This is a genomic window from Streptomyces sp. BE20 (assembly GCF_036322525.1).
In the GTDB taxonomy this organism is placed as follows: Bacteria; Actinomycetota; Actinomycetes; order Streptomycetales; family Streptomycetaceae; genus Kitasatospora.
This window is the reverse complement of sequence record NZ_JAQYWW010000799.1, coordinates 1-1,702: the sequence shown is the minus strand read 5'-3', so window position 1 is coordinate 1,702 and position 1,702 is coordinate 1. Positions and strand designations below refer to the sequence as shown.

Below are 1,702 nucleotides of genomic sequence, written 5' to 3'. Positions count from 1 at the left end.
GACTTCGCGCTGGGACTCCTGGGCGATCCGCTGCACCTCGGTCATCTGGTCGGCGGCCTCCGGCCGGCCCCGGCGGGCCAGTTGGACGGCGAGCTCGCTCTTGAGCGCGATGGTGGTGAGGTTGCGGCCCATGACGTCGTGAAGGTCCCGGGAGAACCGCAGCCGCTCCTCGGCGACGGCCAGCCGGGCCTGGGCCTCGCGGGCGGTGTCCAGCTCCCAGACGACGGACTGCAACCAGGCGAAGCTGCGGCAGCTGAGGCCGACGACGACGAGCGTGATCAGGTTGCCGAGCAGCAGGCCGGCCCAGGAGCCGGCCACTGCCACGACGCCCACGGCGACGAGCCAGCGCAGGTGGTCGGTGGGCCGCTTCAGGTAGTGGTCGAGTGAGGTGCGCAGGGCCCGCAGGGTCAGCAGGGTGGTGCCCAGGACGACGACCAGGCAGACCCGGGCGATGCCGTCGGTGTTCGGTTGGACGTCCGGGGCGGCGGCGATGGCCAGCATGATCAGCGGGAGCATGACCAGCGGCACGAGGTAGAGCGACCAGCGGAGGTAGAGCTCGGTGCGCTGTCGTGCGGCGCGAACTGACTCAAGCGGCCACGGACCGGACTTCAGCGGCCACATCGCCGCCCCGCCATCCGTCGTCACCGGCGGCACGGCATCGTCCGAACATCGTCATGACCGGCCTGCCGTTGCCGCGCACGCGGCCGAGCGGCGGAAGCGGATTCCGGAAGCGGATTCCGGAGGGGGGAGCCTACGGGCTTGAGGGCACTGTCGCCGCCTTCGGACACACGGCCGTCACAGCGGTAGGGGGTCCGGTGTGGCGGCCCCGCGGGCGGTCACCAGGCGGGCGGTACCGTCGGCGAGGCGGTAGGAGAGGCCCACCACCGCGGCGGTGCCGGCCTGGACGGCGTCGGCCAGACCGCGGGAGCGTTCCATCAGCAGATCGACGGTGTGCCGGATGTGGGCGTGGATGAAGTCCTCGTCCTCCGTGCGGCCGGCGGCGCGGGTGGCGAGCACGCTCGGAGTGACGCGTTCGATCACGTCCTGTACGTACCCTCCGGCGGTGGTGCCGTTCTCCACCGCGTTGCGGGTGGCCGCCACCGCGCCGCACGAGTCGTGTCCGAGGACCACGACGAGCGGGCTGCCGAGCACGCTGACGCCGTACTCGATGCTGCCCAGCACCTCCGGACCCACCACGTGGCCTGCGGTGCGGACCACGAACAGGTCGCCCAGGCCCCGGTCGAAGATGATCTCCGCGGCCAGGCGGGAGTCGGAACAGCCGAACAGCACCGCGAACGGACTCTGCGCAGGGGCGATGGCGGCCCGGCGGGCGGCGTCCTGGTTGGGATGCTCGGGCGTGCCCGCGGTGAAGCGGCGGTTGCCGGCCAGCAGCATCTCCAGAGCGGCGGGAACAGTCATTCGATCACCGGTCATGGTGGCAGCCTACGGCCCGGGCCGACCTCGCGTGCCGTCGGGGCAGGGCTCTGTCCGCCGTGCGAGGCGGCGTGGACCATGCCCGGACAGGGCGCGCACCCCTGCGAGTGCCAGCGGAGCCGGGCCGCTGTCGGCAACGGCTGAAATCGGGCCGGTCTGATCGGTTCAATCGTGGGCCATTGTGCGGTCGTGTTCAGTCGTTGTTGGTGGTCGGGGTGCGGCCGAGTTCGCGGCCGCGCATGCGGTAGGACTCGCCTTTGAGGGAGTG

Annotated in this window: 2 protein-coding genes; both read right to left on the bottom strand. The window is 71.9% G+C overall.

Features of this window, described 5'->3' with window-relative positions:
• Positions 1 to 645: histidine kinase (locus PUR61_RS17160; protein WP_329879727.1), on the bottom strand; the 645-nt coding region annotated here is incomplete at its 3' end.
• Positions 646 to 795: 150 nt separating this feature from the next.
• Positions 796 to 1,434 (bottom strand): carbonic anhydrase, encoded by a 639-nt coding sequence (locus PUR61_RS17155; protein ID WP_329879726.1) that lies wholly within the window; start codon positions 1,432 to 1,434, stop codon positions 796 to 798.
• Positions 1,435 to 1,702 lie beyond the last annotated feature (268 nt).

Bases quoted from the DNA above. Each gene is read 5' to 3' on its own strand.
- PUR61_RS17155 (WP_329879726.1), bottom strand. From the start codon at position 1,434: ATGACCGGTGATCGAATGACTGTTCCCGCCGCTCTGGAGATGCTGCTG.